Origin of the sequence: Embleya scabrispora, assembly GCF_002024165.1 — a bacterium.
GTDB lineage: Bacteria > Actinomycetota > Actinomycetes > Streptomycetales > Streptomycetaceae > Embleya > Embleya scabrispora_A.
Genome location: NZ_MWQN01000001.1, coordinates 1,897,182 through 1,917,712, shown reverse-complemented (window position 1 = coordinate 1,917,712; position 20,531 = coordinate 1,897,182). Strand labels below are relative to the sequence as shown.

Here is a 20,531-nt window from a genome sequence, read left to right as displayed (position 1 = left end):
CGCGCGCGAGGGTCGTGCGACTACTTGAATCCGATCCGGTCCATGAAGAAGACGCCGGTGTTGAACTGCACGACGCCGGTGACCTTCTTGTTGGAGACCGCCGCGATCGAGGACTCCGCGTAGGTCCACGCCGGCAGGTCGGCGACCATCGCCTTGCTCAGGTCCGAGGCGGCCTTCTTGCGCACCGCCGGGTCGGTGGAGTTGCGGCCGGCCAGCAGCGCGGCGTCGACCGCGTCACTCTTCCAGCCGACGAAGTTGGTCGGGCTCTTGGAGAACCAGTTGTTGAAGGTCACCGGTTCGGGGTCGGCCAGCCACTGCTGGAAGAGCATCGCCTGGAAGTCCTTGCGGAACGCGTACTTCTCGACGTACGCGCCGATCTCCAGCGACTCCAGCTTCATCGACACGTTCTTGTAGTCGGCCAGCTGGGCCTGCATCCACTCGGCGACCTTGACCGACGACGGGTTCTGCGGCAGCAGGTAGGTGAACTCGACCTTCTTGCCCTCCCGCTCCAGTTCGTCGAAGAGCTGCTTGGCCTTGGCCTTGTCCGGTGCGGCCTGCACGGCGGCCGGGTCGTAGAACGGCGACTTCTGGGCGAAGAAGCCCTTCGCCGGCACGTAGCCGTTGGCGAGCGTCTTGGGGATGCCCGCCGGGTCCAGGGCCAGCGTGATCGCCTGGCGCGCCCGCAGGTCGTCGAACGGCGGCCGGGTCATGTTGAACTGGATCATCTGGCCGCCGTCGACCGTGCGCTGGACGACGCCGATCTCCTTCTCCGCCTGCGCGATGGTGGCGTTGTCGGAGCTGACGAACACGTCGGCGCCACCGCTGGTGACGGTGCTGTACTGCTGCTTGATGTCCGGCACGTTCTTGATGGTCAGCTTGTCCAGCTTGGGCAGACCCTTGTCCTTCTGCCAGTACTTGTCGTTCTTGACGAAGACCTGCTGGCTGCCGCGCGTCCAGCTCTCCAGCTTGAACGGGCCCGCGCCCACGGGCCGGTTACGGTATTCGTCCGGACCCTTGGCCAGCGAGGCGGGCGAGGCGATGTAGGTCAGGTCGATCGCGATCGCCCGGTCGAGGTTGGCGTTGGGCATGCCGAGCGGGGTGATCTCGACGGTGGTCGGGTCGACCACCTTGGTGGTCAGCCCGGCGGCGATCTGGCGGTGCAGCGACTGCACGTCGGCCCGGGCGTGCATGTCCCAGTTGACCTTGATCGCCTCGGCGTTCAGCGGCGTTCCGTCGGAGAACACGACTCCGGGACGGAGCTTCAGCAGCCACGTCTTGCCGTTGTCCGAGGTGGTCAGCGCCTCGCCCAGGTGCGGCTTGACCGAGTTGTCCTTGTCTATGTAGAACAGCGGGTCGTACAGCGCCGCCAGGCGCGGCTCGTCCGCCACCGCGACCGAGGAGGCCTTGAACGGGTCGAGCGAGGCGGAGTCCTGGACGGCCAGCATGGTCATGCTGCCGCCGGACTTGGCCTCGCCCTGGACCGCGGACTGATTGCCGCCCGAGGACTTCGAGTCGTCCGAACCGCCACACGCGGTGGCCGTGATGCCGAGAGCCAGCGTCATCGAGACCAGAGCAGTGCGACGTGCGGTCGTGCGTCGTGCAGACAACGTTCTTGCCACCTCCGCCGGGGAACAACACAAGTGGTGCCGGGAGCCTTGAGCGTGGAGCGTGGAGCGGGGACTGCCGAATCGGTACTGCGTGCGGCACACCGTAGATCCACTCGGCGCAACATGCACGACCTGTACGCCGATCTGTTACATCGTTACAGGCAGTCGTTGAATCGTGTCGGAACCTCGCCCCGCACGGCCCCGCGGAACCGGCCGGGAAAGCCCGTCCGCGATGTGCGAACGGGCCTCCCGGACACCGTCGGTGACGATGCGTCGGATCCGGCCGGGAACGATCCGGCGCGAGGGATCGGCTACTTCAGCCCGACCCGGTCCATCAGCATGCCACCGTCCTGGACGCCGACCACACCCACGGCCCGGGGGCCGGAGATGATGTTGGTGACCGCCTCCTGGTAGGCGAGCATCGGCAGATCCTTGACCAGCGCCTTCTGCAGATCCGCGTAGGCGGCCTTGCGCACCGTCTCGTCGGTGGTGGAGCGGCCCTTGATCAGCGCCCCGTCCGCCTCGGGGCTCTTGTAGCCGGTGAAGTTGAGCGGAGTCTGCGAGAACAGGCTGTTGAACAGGATCGGTTCCGGGTCGCTGGACCAGATCTGGTACAGCGCCGCGGTGTAGTTCTTCTGCACCGTCAGTCGCAGGTAGTAACTGCCGACCTCGGCCTTGTCGAGCTTGACCTCGACGTTCTTGAAGGCGTTCAGCGCCGTCATGGTGTATTCGGAGGTCGCGTTGGAGGTCGGGTTCTCCGGGACCAGGTAGCTGAACTTGACCGGCTTGCCCTCGCCCGCCAACTCGTCGAAGAGCTTTTGCGCCTCGGCCTTGTTCGGGCTCGGCTGCGCGGCGGTGGGGTCGGTGAAGTTCTTGCCGCTGTGGAAGATGCTCTTGGCCGGGGTCGCCGTGCCCGCGAACATCTTCTGGTTCAGGTCGGCCGGGTCGAGCGCGAGCGCGACCGCGCGCCGGGCGCGCGGGTCGTCGAACGGCGCCTGCGAGGTGTTGAACACGATCATCTGGCCGCCGTCGAGGGTGAACGGCGTGACGCCCAGGCCCGCCTCCTGGGCGGCCTTGGTCTTTTGCGCGTCGATCGTGAAGGTGATGTCGGCGCCGCCGGCCTTGATCGTGTCGACCTGCTGCTTGACGTCGTTGACCACCTTGATGGTCAGCGTGTCCAGATACGGTTTGTCCGCGCCCTGCCAGTAGTCGGGGTTCTTCTCGAACACCATCTGGCTGTCCCGGTTCCAGGTCTTGAGGATGAACGGCCCCGCGCCCACCGGCCGTTCGCCCTTCGGGTCGATCCCGTACTGCTTGGGCGACTCGATGTAGGACAACTCCGTGGCCACGGTGCGGTCGAAGTTGGCGTTCGGCATCGGCAGGGTGACCCTGAGCGTCAGCGGGTCGGCCACTTCCAACCCCAGGCCGGACGCGGCCGGGCGGTGCTGGCTGAGCACCTCCGGCTTGGCGTGCATCTCCCAGTTGAACTTGACCGCCGCGGCGTCCAGGGGGGTGCCGTCGCTGAACTTGACGTTCGGCTTGACCTTGAGCACCCAGGTCTTGCCGCCGTCGTCGCTCTTCAGGCTCTCGCCGATCTGCGGGACGACCTTGTTCTGCGTGTTGTCGACGTAGAACAGCGCGTCGTAGACCGCGAGCATGCGGTTGAGGTCGGTGACCGCCGCGTAGGACGCGTTGAACGGCGTCATGCTGCGGGCGTCGGACACGGTCAGCAGGGTGAGGTTGCCACCCTTCTTCGCGCCCGCCGAGGCGTTCGGGTCCGCCTTTCCGCCCGCGGCGTCGTCCCCGCCGCCGCACGCGGCGAGGGTCAGGGCCAGGACCGAGGCGCCGGCGAGGGCCGCCGTACGCCGTCGTGCGATGGTGCCGTGGTGCTTGCTCATGTGACTCCTCCGTTGTCACAAGGCACACCGGTCCCCGTTCGGACCGGATGTGGTGGTGCGGTGGTGCACGGCCGGGTGGTGCCGGCGGCGCCCGAAGCGCGGCGTCGTGGCGGCCACCCGGCCGGATCCGTGGGGTCAGCCGTCCATCAGCGCCGCCCGATGGCGTCGAAGTGGATCAGCCCGTCGTTGTACAGCTGGATCCCGACCACGTCGGAGCGGTGGACCGCGCCGATCACCGCCGACGAGTAGACCCAGAACGGCAGGTCACGATTGACCTGGTTCTGCAGCCGGGTGTAGGCGTCGCGTCGCGAGGCGGCGTCGGTGGAGCGTCGGCCGTCCTCCAGCGCGGCGTCCACGATGTCGTTGGCGTAGCCGGTGATATTGCTCAACCCGGCCTTGCTGTACAGGAACTGATAGATCGTCGGTTCCACGTCGTCGGCCCACAGCTGACACACGGTGGCGTCGAAGTCGTTGCCGGCCAGCCGGGTCACCAGCGAGGCCATGTCGGTGACCTCGACGATCACGGTTACGCCCGGATAGCCCTCCAGGGTCTGCCGGATGTACTCGGCGGTGTCCCGCATCTTGCCCGCGTCGGGCACCAGATAGCGGAAGACGAACGGCTTCTTCCCGTTCGCGGTGATCTGCGCGAACAGCGCCCTGGCCTCCTCCGGGCGGTTCTCCGGCGCGGCCAGGTTGACGTTCGCCAGCGGCGAGGAGGCGTCGAAGATGCCCCGCGCCGAGTCGTCCCGGCCGCCGTAGAAGCGCCGGTTGATCTCCGTACTGCTCAGCGCGAGCGCCATCGCCCGGCGGGCGTTCGGGTCCTGGAAGGGGCCCTTGCGCACGTTGAAGGCGACCATCAGGCCGCCGTTGAGCCGGGCGTCCTCGACGACGAGCCCGTCCGCGCGGGCCTGGGCGATGCTCTGCGGATCGGTGCTCAGTGTGAGGTCGGCCCGCTTCGCGCGGATCGTCTTGTTGCCCGACTCCGCGTCCTTGTCGACCCGGAAGACCACCTCGTCCAGGTAGGGGCGATCGCGTTGCCAGTACTGGGGGTTGCGCTCCAGGCGCAGTTCCCTGCCCGGCTCCCAGCTCTTGAGCTTGAACGGGCCCGCGCCGACCGGCGCGTGCTTGAGCTCGAAGCGGCCCTCCGGGGTCGCGGCCAGCCGGCGGGGGGCCACGAACGACAGGTTGCGGGCCACCGTGTGGTCGAAGTTCGCGTTGGGTGACGGCAGTTCGATCTTCAACTGGAGCGCCGACACCTCGGTCAGCTGCACCTTCTGCAGCGGCCCGCCGACCAGCGAACGCACCGAAGGGTCGCGATGCGCCTCCCAGTTGGCCTTGACCGTGCCGGCGTCGAGCAGGCTGCCGTCGGTGAAGCGCACGTCCGAACGCAGTGTCAGTGTCCAGATCCGGGAGGTCTGGTCCGACACCAGCGACTCGGCCAGCTTCGGGCGCACCCCGCCCGTGGTGGGATCGGTCCACACGAGGACGTCGTACAGCGCGGAGAGTCGGTTCGAGTCGGCGACGCTGGAGTAGGACGCGGTGAACGGATCGAGCCCGCGTTCCTCCCCCGGCATCAGGATCGTCACCGAACCGCCGTGCGGAGGCTCGCCGGACGAGCCCTTGGAGTCGGGAGAGCCCAGCCCGCAGCCCGCCGCGGCCAGCACCGTCGCCGCCGCGAGCGCGAGGGTGAGCGAGAGCCGGCGGCGCGGGCCGCGGCGTCCTGGTGGCAAGGGTGTCTTCTTAACGGGTACCACTGCCGGCCTACCTACCTATCACTGTGGGGTTCGAACGTGCGTCGTGCGTCGGTGCAGTCGTGCAGTCGTTCCGAAAGTGCGGTAGCGCTGTGGTGCGAGGGCGCGGATCGGCGGAGGGATCGGGCCCGTCCGCGGTTCGGGGGAGGGACGGACCCGGATGCGCCCGGGGCGTCCCGCCCGGGGTCACGGATTCCGGGCGGGACGGGGTGCGACGATCAGCCGGTGGTGCCGATCCGGTCCCACAGGACGATGCCGTCGTTCATCAGCTGGACGCCGGTGATCCTGGGGGCGTAGATCGCGGCGGTGACCGCTTCCTGGTACACCCAGAACGGCATGTCCTTGTTCACCTGCAGCTGTACACGCGTGTACGCGTCACGTCGGGCCGCGGGGTCGGTCGTCCTGCGCGCGTCCTCGAGCGCGGTGTCGACCGAGGCGTTCTCGTAACCGCTGTTGTTCGTCATGCTCTTGCCGTGCAGGAGATCGTAGATGCCCGGCTCCGGGTCGTCGATCCACTGCTGCCCTAGGGCGGCCTGCCATTCGGTGCTGCCGCCGCCGCGGACGGTCTTGACGTAGGTCGCGATGTCGACGACCTTGACCTCCATCTCGACGCCGGCATAGGTGCCGAGCACCTGCTTCATGTACTCCGCGACCCGGATCGAGGCCGGGGCCTGCGGCACCCAGTACGTGAACTTGATCGGCTTGGTGCCGTTCGCGGTGACGTCGTCGAAGAGTTCCTTCGCCCGCTGCTTGTCGTTCTCCGACGCGGCCAGCTGGATGTTGGCGACGGGAGAGGACGCCGCGAAGATGCCCTTGGCGGGGATGCCCTTGCCGCCGAAGAACTTCTGGTTGATCTCGGCGCCGCTGAACGCGAAGACGAACGCGCGGCGGGCGCGCAGGTCCTTGAACGGCGCGACGTTCATGTTGAACACGACCATCTGGCCGCCGTTGAGGCCGATCCGCAACACGCCGAGCTTCTTGTCCTCGCCCTGCGCGACGGCGAGGGGGTCCACCGCGACGGTGAGATCGGTCTTGCCGTCGTCGACCGCCGCCACCGAGTGGGTGACGTCCGTGTCCACGGTGATGGTCAGGTTGTCCAGGTGCGGCAGCCCCTTCTCGCGCTGCCAGTAGTCGGGGTTGCGGGTGAAGGTCTGCTTGACCCCGCGCTCCCACGTCACCAGCTTGTAGGGGCCCGCGCCGACCGGCTTGTCGGCGATTCCGGTCGGGCTGGCCCGCAGTGCGGTGGGCGAGGCGATGAAGGCGAGCGAACGGGTCACCAGGTGGTCGAAGTTCGCGTTCTCGGAGATCAGTTTGACGTCGAGGGTGAGCGGGTCGGTGACGGTGAGCGAGAGGATGTTGCTCGCCGCACCCCGCTGGAAGGAACCGACCTTGGGGTCCTTGTGCCGGTCCCAGTTGAAGCGGACCGCCTCGGCGTCCAACACCGTGCCGTCGCTGAACTTCACGTTGGGGCGGAGCTTGAGTCGCCACGTGTCGGCTTTGGTGCCGAGGACGGCCAGCGACTCGGCGAGCTGCGGGCGCACGCTGCCGGTGGTGGGATCGGTCCACACCAGCGAGTCGTAGAGCGCGGACATCCGACTTCCGTCGGCGACGTTCACATACGAGGTGGAGAAGGGGTCCAGGCTCGTGGAGTCGCCCGGAAGGCTCATCGTGAGCGAGCCGCCCTGCTTGGGCGTGCCCGCGGCCGACGGTTTGGTGTCGTCGTCGTTCCCGCAGCCGGCGAGGGCGCCGGCCAGCGCGGTCGCCGCGATCAGCGCGACTATCCGGCGGCGGGTACGACACGAGGATCGAAGGGACAACAGGGAAGTACGAGTCACTGCAAGGCCAACCTTCACCTGACGGACCGTCCGGGCAACCGGGCCCGGGCGGCGGACGTGCTTGGTGCCGGGGGCGCCGGCCGACTCGGGGGGAGAGGGCGACGGTGCCCCGGGTGGAGCATGGTGGTGCGTCCGTGCGGTTGTGCTGTCGTGCGGTGGTACGGGGTGTACGGGAGTACTCGACTGTCTGCGACCTGGAGACGAGATGCGTGAAGGCCGGGAATCGAGGAATGATTCCCGGCCTCCACGAACCGACTGGTAAGGGCGCCGTCCCTTTCTACTGCCTTCCGGCGAACGGGTCCATCAAGATCGGGTCACCGTTGTACTTCCGATGACCGGTCAGCCCTTTTTGCCGAGCCGGTCGAACAGGAAGATGCCGTCGTTGCACAGCTGCACGCCGGTGATCCCGGAGTGGAACACGCCCGCGACCACCGCCTCCTGGTAGACCCACAGCGGCATGTCGCGGTCCAACTGCAGCTGGAGCTGGGTGTAGGCGGCGCGCCGGCGGGAGGGGTCGGTGGTGTTGCGCGCCTCGTCGAGCGAGCGGTCCACCGCGTCGTCGCCGTAGAAGCAGCAGTTGCCCGGGCTGCCGCGGTGCAGGTACTGGTAGACCACCGGCTCCGGGTCGTCCGCGAGGAGTTGGCTGACCTTGACGTCGAACGCGTCGGCCAGATTCGATCGTTTGACGAACTCGGAGAGGTCGGCGGTCTCCACGTCGAGAGTGACGCCGGGGAACTTCTCCAGCGTCTCCTTCATGTAGCGGCCGAGTTCGTCGATCGCGGCGCTCTTGGGCGCGATGAACTTGATCCGCATCGGCTTGGCGCCCTTGTCGGTCACCTTGGCGAACAGCTCGGCCGCCTGCTGCGGCTTGTTCTCCGGCGCCGACAGTTGCGGATTGGCCAGCGCGGTGGCCTGGTTGAAGATGCCGCGGGCGGGGGTGCCGGCGCCGCCGAACACGCGCCGGTTGATCTCCTCGCTGCTCAGCGCCAGTACGATCGCGCGCCGCACGTCCGGGTTGGCGGTCGGGCCGCCGGAGGTGTCGAAGCTGAGCAGCTGCCCGCCGGACAGTGCCAGGGACTCGATACCGATCCCGGCCGCGCGCGCGGCCTTGAGGGTGAACGCGTCGCTGACGTTGGCGACGTCGGCCTTGCCCTTCTTGACCCGGTCGACCGCCGCGGTGCCGCTCGACTCGTAGCGGAACGTGATGGAGTCCAGATACGGCTTGGTCGGACCCTGCCAGTAGGTCTGGTTCTTCACCAGGGTCAGATGGTCGCCCTTGACCCAGCCGCCCGGGGCCAGCATGAACGGACCGGCGCCGACCGGGTGTTCGGCCAGCTTGTCGACGCCCTCGGCGATCGCCTTGGGCGAGGCGATGAAGGACAGGCTGCGCGCGACCAGGCGGTCGAAGTTGCCGTTCGGCTTGTCCAGGATGATCCGCAACTCCAGCGCGTCCGCGCCGATCTGGCTCTTCATCCCGACGGTGGCGTCGCGCTGGCGGGAGTTGGTGGTGGGCACCGCGTGCGTGTCCCAGTTGATCTTGACCGCCGCGGCGTCGAAGACGGTGCCGTCGGTGAACCTCAGATTGGGCCGCATGCGCAGGCTCCAGATCTTGTTCCCGCTGCCCTCCACCGGGTTCAGGCTCTCCGCCAACTGCGGCTGTACGGAGCCGGTGACCGGGTTCGTCCACAACAGGCTGTCGTACAGCGCCGCCATCCGGTTGCCGTCGGCCTGCGCGGCGTAGGAGGGCAGGAAGGGGTCGAGGCTGCGCGCGTCGGAGGTGGCCAGGATGTCCAGCGAGCCGCCGGCCCGGGGCGTGCCCACCGCGCTGGGCGGCTCACCGGAGTCGGAGCCGCAGCCGGCCGCGGCCAGCAGGCCGATCACCGCGACGACGGCGGCGGCGCGGCGGCGGGCCCGAAGGGCGAAAGGTCGTGCGTGTGCCACAGAAAACGTCCTCATGCGTGGAGCAGGCCGGCCGGAGGCCGGTTGCCGCGCGAACAGCGCGGTCAGCGCCGTGAGGCTATAGCTCGACACGTGTCGCTCCGAGGGCGGGATGCCCGATTCGGGCCCCGATCGACCGCCCCGGACACGGCCGTGTACGCACAGCGACGCGGTACGGCCGGTCGTGGGCCGCACCGCGTCGCTCGACCGTGCGTCAGCCCTGCTTCGGGGCCTCGCGCCCGGCTTCCGGAGTGGGTTCGGCCGCCGCGGCGGCGGGCGCCGCCTCGGCCTTGGGCGCGTCGGCGATCGCCTCTTCGGCGAACACCGCCGCCTCGCCCACCAGCGGGAAGTGACACGCGACCCGGTGTCCCGGCGCGATCTCGCGCAGCGTGGGCACATGCGCGGCGCACTCCGCGCGCGCGATCGGGCAGCGGGTGCGGAATCGGCACCCGCTGGGCGGGTTCATCGGCGAGGGGATCTCGCCGCCGAGCGCGGGACCGGACGGGGCGGCCGCCGGGTCGGGCGCGGGCACCGCGTCCAGCAGGGCCCGGGTGTACGGGTGCGCGGGCGTGTCGTAGATCGCCGCGGTGTCCCCGGTCTCGGCGATGGTGCCCAGATACATCACCGCGACGTCGTCGCTGATGTTGCGCACCACCGCGAGGTCGTGCGCGACGAAGATCATCGATACGCCGGTGCGGTGCTTCATCTCGTCGAGCAGGTCCAGCACCTGCGCCTGGACCGACACGTCGAGCGAGGCCACCGGCTCGTCGCAGATCAGCAGGTCGGGGTCGACGACCATGGCCCGGGCGATGGCGATGCGCTGGCACTGGCCGCCGGAGAACTGGTGCGGCCGGCGATCGGAGACCAGCTCCGGGTCCAGCCCCACCTGACGCAGCACCGCCTCCACGCGCGGGCGGATCTGCTCGGCGGGCAGACCGGAGATGACCAGGCCCTCGGCGACGATGTCGAAGATCTTGCGGCGCGGGTTCAGCGCCGAGATGGGGTCCTGGAACACCATCTGGATGCGCCGGCGCATGGTGCGCAGGCCCGCCTTGGGCAGCGTGGTCAACTCCTGCCCGTCGAACCGCACCGAGCCCTCGGACGGCTTGGTCAGCTGCAGGATCGCGCGGGCGAGGGTGGATTTGCCGCAGCCGGACTCGCCGACCAGGCCGAGGGTGCGGCCGCGGCCGAGTTCGAAGCTGACCCCGGCGACGGCGTTCATCATCCCGCCGGGCACTCGGAAACGCTGGACCAGGTCGGTGACCGTGAGCAGCGGGTCGGTACCCGTGGCGGCCGCGGGCTTGTCGTCGAGGGCGAGCGCGCCCGGCGCGGTGTCGTCGGCCGTCATGCGGGGGTCTCCTTCATCAGGGACGGCTTCTCGTCGGCGCCGGTGCCCGAGGCGGCGTCGGCGCCGCCGCCGGCCGGCGCGTCGGTGCCGACCGGGTGGTGGCAGGCGAACCGGTGCGTGCCCAGGTCCTCGCCCAACTCGGGGCGTTGCGCGCGGCACAGGTCGTCGGCCGCGCCGCAGCGGGCCGCGAACGCGCACCCGGAGGCCAGCGTGATCAGGTCGGGCGGGCTGCCCGGGATCGCGCGCGGCCGCTGGTCCCGCGGCACGTCCAGGCGCGGCACGGCGCCGAGCAGGGCCTCGGTGTAGCGGTGCCGGCGATGCGCGAACAGCTCGGCGGTGGGCGAGTGTTCGACCATGCGACCGGCGTACATCACGGCGATCTGGTCGGTGCGTCCGGCCACCACGCCCAGGTCGTGGCTGACCAGGATCATGCCCATGCCGCGCTCCGCCTGGATCTCCTGGAGCAGGTCGAGGATCTGCCGCTGCACGGTCACGTCCAGGGCGGTGGTGGCCTCGTCCGCGATCAGCACGTCGGGGTCGCAGGCGAGCGCCATCGCGATGGTCACCCGCTGGCGCATGCCGCCGGAGAGCTGGTGCGGGTACTGCCGGGAGCGCTTGAGCGGTTCGGGGATGCCGACCAGCGTGAGCAGTTCGATCGCCCGCTCGCCCGCCTCCTTCTTGCCCAGGCCCAGGTGCAGCCGCATCGACTCGGTGAGCTGGCGGTCGATCCGCAACACCGGGTTGAGCGAGGTCATCGGGTCCTGGAAGACCATCGCGATCCGGTTGCCCCAGATCTTCCGGGCCTCCTTGCGCGGCACCCCGACCAGTTCGCGTCCGTCCAGGCGCACGCTGCCCTGGATCTTGGCGATCGAGGGGCAGATGCCCATCAGCGAGCGCACCAGCATCGACTTGCCCGAGCCGGACTCGCCGACCAGGCCGAGGGTTTCGCCGCGTTCGATGGCGAACGACACGCCGTCCACGGCCTTGAGCAGGCCGCGCGGGGTGTCCAGGTGCACCCGCAGGTCCTCGGCCCGCAGCAGGGGTTCGTCCGGCATGGGCGAGCCGGTCGTGGTTGGCTCCGCCATGGTCACCACGCCACCTTCGTGCCGCGCGGCCGTTGGATCCCATTCATGAGAGCGGTCCCGTCTGTGTGATGGGGTCGAAGCAGGGCACCGGCGACGGCCGTTCGGGGGCGGCCGTCGCCGGTGCCGCGGCTACAGCTTGGTGTCGCGGACGTCGAACTTCGCGCGCAGCCGGTCGCCGATGACGTTGAGCGAGAAGACGGTCAGGAACAGCACGGCGCAGGGCACGAACACCTGGGACGGATACAGCGACAGATCGTCCTTCGCGGAGTTGATCATGCCGCCCCAACTGGGCATCGGCGGCGGGATGCTGAGCCCGAGGAAGGACAGCGAGCCCTCCGCGACGATCAGCACGGCCATCACGATCACCGAGTAGGACATCACCGCGGGGAAGGTGTTGGGCAGCAGTTCCTTGAAGATGATCCGACCCGGACCCGCCCCCATCGCCTTGGCCACCGTGACGTATTCGCGGTTGGACTGGGCGATCGCGCTCGCCTTGGTCAGCCGGGTGAAGCCGGGGATGGTGAGCACGGCCAGTCCCGCGGTGATGCTGGTCTGCGACGGCTCGTACACCGAGGACAGCGCGAGCAGCAGGATCAGCGGCGGGAAGGCGAGCAGCGCGTCGGAGAACAGGTCGATGACCATCTCGGTGACGCCGCGGAAGTAGGCGGCGACCAAACCGAGCAGGCCGCCGACGAGCACGCCGACCACGACCGACACCAGCGCGACGATCATCGATACGCGCGCGCCGAAGGCGAGCCGGGTCAGGTGGCTGCGGCCGAGGCCGTCGGTGCCGAGGAATTCCGGCCAACTGCCGAACGGTGCCTGCTTGGCCTCGCCGAACGCCTTGTCGTACCCGTGCGGGAAGACGCCGGAGGCGACGAGGCTGAGCAGCGCGCCGAGCAGCACGATCGCCATCCACGCGATGGCGAACCACAGCAAAAAGCTCGGCCGCTTGCGCGCCTTGCCGGTCTTGGCGGCGGCCACCGTCGCGGGGGTCGCGCCGACGGCGGGGGCGGTTTCGAGTGTGCTCATCGGGCCCTCACTCTCGGGTCGATGAGGGAGTAGCCGATGTCCACGAGCGTGTTGAGCAGTACGTAGATGAGCGCGATGACCACGACCGTGCCCTGGACCACGGGGATGTCCTTGCCGTTGATCGCCTGGTACATGCCCTGTCCCAGTCCGGGGATGGCGAAGTAGGACTCGACGATGACGGTACCGCCGATCAACCGGCCCAGGGTCAGCCCGGAGACGGTCAGCAGCGAGAACGACGAGGGCCGCAACGCGTGCCGGAAGAGCACGTACGGCGTGGACAGTCCCTTGGAGCGCGCGGTGAGGATGAAGTCCTCCTGCAGCGTGGCCAGCATGTCGCTGCGCAACAGGCGCTGGAACTGCGGGATCTCGGCGAGCGCGAGGGCGAGCGCGGGCAGGAACGCGAACTCGATGTTCTTGGCGAAGTCGACCGAGATGTACTCCCATCCGGTCGGCTTGAACGCGAGCATCATCTTCGGGTTGGCGAAGAAGTAGACGAGGATGAACACGCTCACGAAGGTGGGGATGGACAGCAGTCCGGAGGAGACGCCGCCGATCACGCGGTCCACCCGGCCGCCGGCCTTGGCGGCCGTCCACACGCCCAGCGGTACGGCCACGATCAGGGCCATGAGCAGGGCGAAGACGGCGAGTTCCAGGGTCACGGGGAAACGTTCGGCGATGCCGTCCATGACGGAGGTCCGGGTCTTCAGGGACTCCCCGAGGTCGCCGGTGAGCGCATCGCCCACCCAGGTCACGTATCGGACGGGCAGCGACTTGTCGTACCCGAACTCGTGCTCCAGGTCCTTGAGGTCCTGCGGCGTGGAACCGGGGCCGAGCATCTGGGCGACCGGTGAACCGTCCACCAGGTCGGGCAGGGCCGTGGTCGCGAAGGTGACCAGGAACAGCACCGGAATCAGGGCCAGCAACTTGCGACCGAGCAGGCGCAACACGACGGTGTCACCCCCTCTCGCTGGTCTGGTCGGTTGACGAGGTCTGTTGAGCATTCCGTGCGATGGTGCACCCGCGCCCGGGCGACGAGGCCCGGGTCGGCCGGATCACCGGTGGTGACACGTGCCTTGACGGGTCGTCAGTTAAGCGCGGTGATTAATTACGGCAGTGGGCGCGATCAATGTCAATGGATTCACCGCAACCGTTAGCGGGTCGAAAACGTCCCCTCGCGAGCCTGCGCGCCGCCCGCCGTCGGCACGTGTCGACCTGCGGGAACAAGGTGTGGAGAGCAGCTAACTGACGGTGCGTCAGATGTCGTCGACGGGCCGTGTTCCGCTTCCCTCCAGGACACCCCTCGGACACTCACGGCGACCGGCCGGGGCGGCCTCGGTGACCGGCTCGTCCGCCGCGGGCCGACGCACCGGATGCTCCCGGTGACCGCCCCGAACGCTCCCGGTGACGGCGGGATCCGGCCGGCCGGGGGCGTGAGCGGACGTTCATCCGCCGGAAACACTCGTGCGGCAAGCGTCACACCGGCGAAACACCGGGCGCCACGGCGTGAAACCTCACACCCCGAAGCTCCTTCCCATGAGCTCCCGGAGGTCGGCCGGGGCCACGGAGAAGAGAGGCAGAGTATGGACACGGGTAACACCGCATTCGTACTCCTGAGCGCCGCACTGGTGATGCTCATGACGCCCGGGCTGGCGTTCTTCTACGGCGGCATGGTCCGCGTGAAGAGCGTCCTGAACATGTTGATGATGAGCTTCATCTGCCTGGCTGTCGTGACGGTGCTGTGGGTGCTCTACGGGTTTTCGATGACGTTCTCCACGGACGCCTTCGGCGGGGTTGTGGGCAACCTGGACTGGTACGGCATGCGCGACATCGGGGTCGCGGAACTGTGGGACGGCTACACGATCCCGGTCACGGTGTTCGCGGCCTTCCAGCTGATGTTCGCGATCATCACCCCCGCACTGATCAGCGGCGCCGTCGCGGACCGCACCAGGTTCACCGCCTGGGCCCTGTTCGTCGCGTTCTGGGTCACCCTGGTCTACTTCCCCGTCGCGCACTGGGTCTGGGCCGCGGACGGCTGGTTGTTCGAGAAGGGCGTGATCGACTTCGCCGGCGGCACCGCCGTGCACATCAACGCGGGCATCGCGGCACTGGCCCTGGTCCTGGTGGTCGGCAAGCGGGTCGGCTTCAAGCGCGACCCGATGCGCCCGCACAACCTGCCGCTGGTGATGATCGGCGCCGGGCTGCTGTGGTTCGGCTGGTTCGGCTTCAACGCCGGCTCCTGGCTGGCCGCCGACGGCGTCACCGGACGGGCCCTGATCAACACCCAGATCGCCACCGCCGCGGCCATGCTCGGCTGGCTGTTCCTGGAGAAGATCCGCGACGGACACCTGACCACCCTCGGCGCCGCCTCCGGCGCGGTCGCCGGCCTGGTCGCGATCACCCCCGCGTGCGGCGCGCTCAGCCCGCTCGGCTCGATCGCCCTGGGCCTGGTCGCCGGCGCGGTCTGCGCGTGGGCGGTGGGCCTGAAGTACCGGCTCGGCTACGACGATTCGCTCGACGTGGTCGGCGTGCACCTGGTCGGCGGCATCATCGGCTCGCTCGCCCCCGGCCTGCTGGCCACCGGTCACGTCCAGAGCGACGCGAAGGGCCTGTTCTACGGTGGGGGCTTCGACCAGCTGGGCAAGCAGCTGATCGGCGTCGGTGCCGTCCTCGGCTACTCCTTCGTGGTCACGTACATCCTGGGCACGGTCATCCACAAGACCATCGGCTTCCGGGTGTCCGAGGACGACGAGGTGGCCGGCATCGACCGGGTCGAGCACGCCGAGACCGGGTACGACTTCGCCGCTCTCGGCGGTTCCACCCGACCGACGGCGGGCATCGGCACCGCTACGGGCGCGGGTGCCGCGGCACCCGCCGACACGAAGGTGGATGCGTGAAGCTCATCACGGCGGTGATCAAGCCGCACCGGCTCGACGACGTCAAGAACGCCCTCCAGGCGTTCGGCGTGCACGGCCTCACCGTGACCGAGGCGAGCGGCTACGGCCGCCAGCGCGGCCACACCGAGGTCTACCGGGGCGCCGAGTACCAGGTCGACCTCGTGCCCAAGGTCCGCATCGAGGTGCTCGCCGACGACGAGGACGCCGAGGAACTGCTCGAAGTCCTGGTCAAGGCCGCCCGCACCGGCAAGATCGGCGACGGCAAGGCCTGGATCGTCCCCGTGGACAGCGTGGTCCGGGTCCGCACCGGCGAACGCGGCCCGGAAGCCCTGTAGGACCCGATGGCCGGTCCCGCCCCGAAGCGAGTGTTCGGGAACGGGTCCGGCCATCGGCCTTTCGGGTCGAGCGCGCGCCGAAGCCCGTGAACGAGGGAGCAGTCACCATGGAACCGACCGCCGGCTCGCGCTATACCCGGGCCCGGGACGACCTCCTGGCCGATCCGGCCGGCCCCGCCGGCGCCGCCCGCCGGCAGGCGCTCTGCGCGCTGACCGACCGCTGGCTGACCGAGTTGTTCACCGCCGCCGGCGCCCCGTCGCGGGGCGTGACCCTGGTCGCCGTCGGCGGCTACGGCCGCCGGGAGTTGTCCCCGGGCAGCGACCTCGACGTGGTCCTGCTGCACCACGGCCACGCCGGCGTCGCCGACCTCGCCGAGGCGATCTGGTACCCGGTCTGGGACACCGGCATCGCCCTCGACCATGCGGTGCGCACCCCCGACGAGGCCCGCCGGGCGGCCGCCGACGACCTGCGGGTACACACCGGCCTGCTCGACATCCGGCACATCGCCGGCGACCCCGAACCGACCGCCGCGCTGCGTACGTCGATGTTCACCGCGTGGCGCGCCGCCGCGGTCGAGCGGCTGCCCGAACTGCACCGGGCCGGCCGCGAGCGCGCGCAACGCCACGGGGAGGTCGCCTTCCTGCTCGAACCCGACCTCAAGGAGGCCCGCGGCGGGCTGCGCGACGCCACCGCGCTGCGCGCGATCTCCGCCTCCTGGATCGCGGACGCCCCGCACGAGGAGGTGGACGCCGCCCGCGCCACCCTGCTCGACGTGCGCGACGCGCTGCACCTGGTCACCGGGCGCGGCGCGGACCGGCTGCTGCTCCAGGAACAGGACGCGGTGGCCCGCCGGCTCGGCCTGCTCGACGCGGACACCCTGCTGCGCCGGGTCTCCGAGGCGGCCCGGGCGCTGGCCTACGCCGGCGACGTGACCTGGCGCGAGGTCTCCCGGGTGCTGGCCGCGCGCCAGGCGGGCGCGGGGCTGCGCCGGTTGCGCCGGGCACGCTCCGGGGTGTCCGCGCGCACGCCGCTGGCCGAGGGTGTGGTCGAGCACGCCGGCGAGGTGGTGCTCGCCCAGGCCGCCCGGCCCGCCCGGGATCCGGTGCTGCTGCTGCGCGCCGCGGCCGCCGCGGCCCGGGCCGGGTTGCCGCTGTCCCGGCACACCGTGGAGCGGCTGGCGAACGAGTGCCCGCCGCCGAGCGATCCGTGGCCGGCCGACGCGCGCGAGGCGTTCGTGGCGCTGATCGGCGCCGGGCGCGACGTGCTGCCGGTGTGGGAGGCGCTGGAGTCGAGGCGGCTGATCACCCGGTTGTTGCCGGACTGGGAGCGGGTGCGCTGCCGGCCGCAGCGCAACGCCGTGCATCGCTTCACGGTCGACCGGCACCTGATCGAGACCGCGGTCGAGGCCGCCGCGCACACCCGCCGCGTGGCCCGGCCCGACCTGCTCCTGGTGGCCGCGCTGCTGCACGACATCGGCAAGGGCTGGCCCGGCGACCACAGCGTGAGCGGCGAGGTGATCGCGCGCGAGGCGGCCACGCGGATGGGCTTCGCCAAGGACGACGTGGACGTGATCGGCACGCTGGTGCGCCGGCATCTGCTCCTGGTGGACACCGCGACCCGGCGCGACCTGGACGACCCGACCACCGTGGCGGCGTTCGCCGAGGCGGTGGGCAACGTGGAAACCCTCGAACTGCTCCACGCGCTCACCGAGGCCGACGCCGCCGCCACCGGACCCGCCGCGTGGAGCGACTGGCGGGACGCCCTGGTCCGGGACCTCGTCGCCCGGACCAGGGCGGTGTTCGCCGGCCGCCCGGCACCGGCCGCGCTCGCGCTGCCGGCCGAGCGGATCGTGCTCGCCGAGGTGTCCGGCGACCTGCCGGTGGTGCGCCTGGAGCCGCTGTCGTTCGGCGCCGAGGTGACCATCGCCGCCGCCGACCGGGTCGGCCTGCTGGCGCTGGCGGCGGGCGTTCTCGCGCTGCACCGGCTCACCGTGCGCTCGGCCGCGATCGACGTGGTCGACGCGCTCGGCGTCACGGTGTGGACGGTGGAGACCGAGTTCGGCCGGCTGCCCGACCCGGCGGCGCTGCGCGAGGACGTGCGCAAGGCCCTGGACGGCGGGCTCGACGTGGCCGCCCGGCTGGCCAAGCGCGAGGCCGCCTACCCGCCCCGGCGCGGCGCCCCGCGCGCCCCCGCCCGGGTCGAGGTGGTCCCCGACGCGTCCGCGACCGCGACGGTCCTGGAGGTACGCGCGCCCGACAGCCCCGGCCTGCTGCACCGCATCGGCCGGGCCCTCGCCGACGCGCGCGTCAGCGTCCGGCAGGCCCGCGTGGGTACCCACGGCGCGGACGCGGTGGACGCCTTCTACGTGGTCGACCCCGACGGCGCGCCGCTGGCCGCCGCCGAGGCCCGCGGCCTGGCCAGGACCCTGGAGAAGGCGCTGGCGCCGTGACCGGTTCGGCCCGCCGCCGGCGGAACCGGGACGCGTGCCCCCGTCACGACCACCCGGTGGGCGGTTAGGCTGGGCCCGACACCACCCGTATCTGACGAAGGACCTCTGCCGACGTGTTCGACACTCTCTCCGACCGCCTCGCAGCGACCTTCAAGAACCTTCGCGGCAAGGGGCGGCTCTCCGAAGCCGACATCGACGCCACCGCCCGCGAGATCCGGGTCGCCCTCCTCGAGGCCGACGTGGCGCTCCCGGTGGTCCGCGAGTTCATCGCCCGGGTCAAGGAACGCGCCCGCGGCGCCGAGGTGTCGGGCGCGCTCAACCCGGCCCAGCAGATCGTCAAGATTGTCAACGAGGAACTGGTCGGGATCCTCGGCGGCGAGACCCGCCGGCTGCGCTTCGCCAAGACCGGCCCCACGGTGATCATGCTCGCCGGCCTCCAGGGCGCGGGCAAGACCACCCTCGCGGGCAAGCTGGGCAAGTGGCTCAAGGCGCAGAAGCACCAGCCGCTCCTGGTCGCCTGCGACCTCCAGCGCCCGAACGCGGTCAACCAGCTCTCCGTGGTCGCCGAGCGCGCCGGTGTGGCGGTCTACGCGCCCGAGCCCGGCAACGGTGTGGGCGACCCGGTCAAGGTGGCCCGCGACTCGATCGAGTTCGCCAAGACCAAGCAGTACGACGTGGTCGTGGTTGACACCGCCGGCCGGCTCGGCATCGACGCCGAGATGATGCAGCAGGCCGCCGACATCCGCGACGCGGTCAAGCCGGACGAGATCCTGTTCGTCGTCGACGCGATGATCGGCCAGGACGCGGTGGTCACCGCGCAGGCGTTCCTCGACGGTGTCGGCTTCGACGGCGTGGTGCTCTCCAAGCTCGACGGCGACGCGCGCGGTGGCGCGGCCCTGTCGGTCGCCTCGGTGACCGGCCGCCAGGTCATGTTCGCCTCCAGCGGGGAAAAGCTCGAGGACTTCGACGCGTTCCACCCCGACCGGATGGCCTCGCGCATCCTCGGCATGGGCGACATGCTCAGCCTGATCGAGATCGCCGAGGCCAAGTACGACCAGGACCTCGCGCTCAAGGCCGCGGAGAAGCTGCACGGCGGCGGCAACAACTTCACCCTGGAGGACTTCCTCCAGCAGATGGAACAGGTCAAGAAGCTCGGCTCGATCTCGAAGCTGCTCGGCATGCTGCCCGGCATGGGCGCGATGAAGGACCAGATCGACAACATCGACGACCGCGACCTGGACCGGGTCGCGGCGATCATCAAGTCGATGACGCCGGCCGAGCGGGCCGACGTGAAGATCCTCAACGGCTCGCGCCGGGCGCGCATCGCCAAGGGCGCCGGCACCGAGGTCAACGCGGTCAACAACCTGATCGAGCGGTTCGTCGAGGCCCGCAAGATGATGGGCCAGATGGCCAAGGGCGGCGGCATGCCGGGAATGCCCGGCATCCCCGGCATGGGCGGCGCCGGCAAGAAGAAGGGCAAGGCGCCCAAGCAGGCCAAGGGCAAGCGCCAGTCGGGCAATCCGATGAAGCGCAAGCAGGAGGCGGCGGCCGAGGCGGCCCGGCGCGAGGAGCGCGCCGCCAACCCGTTCGGACTGCCGGCGGGCAACGGCGCGGGCGGCGCGGCCGACTTCGAACTGCCCGACGAATTCAAGAACTTCCTGCCGCCGGGGCAGAAGTAGCGGCGGGATACCACCGACGGGCGGGGCCGCGACGGAGAGGCACCGCGTCGCGGCACCCCTCCGAGGTGCGGTCCCGACCTGCTCGGACGACGAGGCGAGGATGGAGATGACGGGGGCCATGGACCTGTACACCGTGCCCGGTTGCCGGGTGGGCGTGCGACCGCCGACCGAGGCCGACACGACCGCCTCCGCCGAGGCCGTCCGCCGCTCCGAACACATCTCCCGCTGGAACCCGGCCGACCCGAACGACCTGCCGGACCTGATCCGCCGCCAAGGCGACACCTTCCGCACGTTCCTGGTGGTCGACATCGCCGAGGGCGCCCTGGCCGGCCGGATCAACGTCTCGAACATCGTGCGGGCACGCTTTTGCAACGCGTCGCTCGGCTACGACGCCTACACGCCCTACGCGGGCACCGGTCGGATGACCGAGGCGCTGGCCCTGGTGATCGACCGCGCGTTCGCCGCGGACGGCCTCGCGCTGCACCGCCTGGAGATCAACGTGCAGCCGGGCAACGACGCCTCGATCGCGCTCGCGCGCCGCATGGGCTTTCGCTACGAGGGCTTCACCCCGCGCATGTTGTTCCTCAACGACGCCTGGCGCGACCACGAGCGCTTCGCGTTGACCGCCGAGGAGTGGCCGGGCGCGGAGAAGACCATTCTTCCCTCATAGGGCCGGACG

General features: G+C 70.2%; 14 protein-coding genes. 5 read left to right on the top strand and 9 right to left on the bottom strand.

Annotation, left to right across the window (positions count from 1 at the left end; all coding sequences use genetic code 11):
* Window positions 1-20: 20 nt before the first annotated feature.
* From B4N89_RS08290 to B4N89_RS08250, 9 genes are all read right to left on the bottom strand, one after another.
* A complete protein-coding gene (locus B4N89_RS08290; RefSeq protein WP_078975253.1) occupies window positions 21-1,562 on the bottom strand; it encodes an ABC transporter substrate-binding protein in 1,542 nt (513 codons plus the stop codon).
* Between the two features lie 356 nt (window positions 1,563-1,918).
* Window positions 1,919-3,505, bottom strand: a complete 1,587-nt coding sequence (locus B4N89_RS08285) for an ABC transporter substrate-binding protein (protein ID WP_078975252.1) — start codon at window positions 3,503-3,505, stop codon at window positions 1,919-1,921.
* Between the two features lie 146 nt (window positions 3,506-3,651).
* Window positions 3,652-5,235, bottom strand: a complete 1,584-nt coding sequence (locus B4N89_RS08280) for an ABC transporter substrate-binding protein (RefSeq protein ID WP_078975251.1) — start codon at window positions 5,233-5,235, stop codon at window positions 3,652-3,654.
* A gap of 239 nt (window positions 5,236-5,474) precedes the next feature.
* Window positions 5,475-7,091: an ABC transporter substrate-binding protein gene (locus B4N89_RS08275; RefSeq protein WP_143657898.1), complete on the bottom strand. Its 1,617-nt coding sequence runs from the start codon at window positions 7,089-7,091 to the stop codon at window positions 5,475-5,477.
* Between the two features lie 339 nt (window positions 7,092-7,430).
* Entirely contained in the window at window positions 7,431-9,032 is a 1,602-nt protein-coding gene (locus B4N89_RS08270) for an ABC transporter substrate-binding protein (protein ID WP_143657897.1), read from the bottom strand.
* Between the two features lie 211 nt (window positions 9,033-9,243).
* Entirely contained in the window at window positions 9,244-10,377 is a 1,134-nt protein-coding gene (locus B4N89_RS08265) for an ABC transporter ATP-binding protein (protein ID WP_235618523.1), read from the bottom strand.
* Window positions 10,374-11,462 (bottom strand): ABC transporter ATP-binding protein, encoded by a 1,089-nt coding sequence (locus tag B4N89_RS08260; RefSeq protein WP_201260811.1) that lies wholly within the window; start codon window positions 11,460-11,462, stop codon window positions 10,374-10,376. The genes B4N89_RS08265 and B4N89_RS08260 overlap by 4 nt, the downstream gene beginning before the upstream one ends.
* A 129-nt stretch (window positions 11,463-11,591) precedes the next feature.
* A complete protein-coding gene (locus B4N89_RS08255) occupies window positions 11,592-12,494 on the bottom strand; it encodes an ABC transporter permease (protein WP_078975247.1) in 903 nt (300 codons plus the stop codon).
* The gene (locus B4N89_RS08250; RefSeq protein WP_078975246.1) at window positions 12,491-13,441 is read right to left on the bottom strand and encodes an ABC transporter permease; all 951 of its coding nucleotides are present in this window, start codon (window positions 13,439-13,441) and stop codon (window positions 12,491-12,493) included. Before B4N89_RS08250 ends, B4N89_RS08255 begins: the two co-directional genes overlap by 4 nt.
* A gap of 633 nt (window positions 13,442-14,074) precedes the next feature.
* On the opposite strand from B4N89_RS08250, the gene B4N89_RS08245 reads away from it, so the two are divergent.
* From B4N89_RS08245 to B4N89_RS08225, 5 genes are all read left to right on the top strand, one after another.
* A complete protein-coding gene (locus B4N89_RS08245; protein ID WP_078975245.1) occupies window positions 14,075-15,388 on the top strand; it encodes an ammonium transporter in 1,314 nt (437 codons plus the stop codon).
* Window positions 15,385-15,723, top strand: coding sequence for a P-II family nitrogen regulator (locus tag B4N89_RS08240; RefSeq protein WP_078975244.1), 339 nt, complete (start codon window positions 15,385-15,387; stop codon window positions 15,721-15,723). The genes B4N89_RS08245 and B4N89_RS08240 overlap by 4 nt, the downstream gene beginning before the upstream one ends.
* 107 nt (window positions 15,724-15,830) lie before the next feature.
* Complete coding sequence (locus B4N89_RS08235) at window positions 15,831-18,173, top strand: [protein-PII] uridylyltransferase (protein WP_078975243.1); 2,343 nt, start codon at window positions 15,831-15,833, stop codon at window positions 18,171-18,173.
* A gap of 113 nt (window positions 18,174-18,286) precedes the next feature.
* Window positions 18,287-19,852, top strand: coding sequence for a signal recognition particle protein (gene ffh / locus B4N89_RS08230; RefSeq protein ID WP_078975242.1), 1,566 nt, complete (start codon window positions 18,287-18,289; stop codon window positions 19,850-19,852).
* Between the two features lie 106 nt (window positions 19,853-19,958).
* The gene (locus B4N89_RS08225) at window positions 19,959-20,522 is read left to right on the top strand and encodes a GNAT family N-acetyltransferase (protein WP_078979200.1); all 564 of its coding nucleotides are present in this window, start codon (window positions 19,959-19,961) and stop codon (window positions 20,520-20,522) included.
* Window positions 20,523-20,531: the final 9 nt, after the last annotated feature.